Raw genomic sequence first — 614 nt, forward strand, 5'->3', positions numbered from 1 at the left:
TGATGCGACTCGTCGCGCTAATGAATGTTCGTTCACACATTGTTGTTGATGCTCAGATTAGTCCTTATCGCCGTAGCGAAATGCGGCTTTCTGACGAATTTATTCCTCAAATACCCGATCACTCTGTCACCTTGTTTGATAAGGGGTTTTGGAGTGCCGACCTACTCCTCAAGGTCTCTCAGCAAGGAGAAAAGCGTCACTGGCTCATTCCTGAGAAAAAAAATCTGGTCAGAGAAGAGCTTGAGCGGTATGGGAAAAATGATCGTTTGGTCAGAATGAAGGTATCCGCTCAGGCCCGCAAGAAAAACCCAGAGCTGCCTGATTATTGGGATGTCCGGGAAGTCAGTTACAAAGTTAAAAATGGCCTGAAAACGGTTTTCACATCACTGCCTATAGAAGCTTTTAGCGCCAAGGCTATAGCGGGTTTATATCAGGAACGATGGGAGATAGAGCTTGGTTTCCGTGATATCAAAAGCTCAATGCAGCACAATGCGGTCACTCTGCGCAGCAAGAAAGTCGAGTTGATCTACCAGGAAGTTTGGGGGCTATTACTGACATACAATGTGATTAGAAGGGAGGCGAGCCAAGCTGCGATAGCGTTTGATAGGGAACCA

The 614-nt window shown here is 46.6% G+C and carries 1 protein-coding gene; it reads left to right on the forward strand.

Features of this window, described 5'->3' with window-relative positions:
• Positions 1-614, forward strand: a 614-nt coding sequence (locus QWI17_RS23490) for an IS4 family transposase (protein ID WP_302724979.1), incomplete at both ends; no start/stop codon positions are given.

It is taken from the genome of Gilvimarinus gilvus (assembly GCF_030518155.1).
In the GTDB taxonomy this organism is placed as follows: domain Bacteria; phylum Pseudomonadota; class Gammaproteobacteria; order Pseudomonadales; family Cellvibrionaceae; genus Gilvimarinus; species Gilvimarinus gilvus.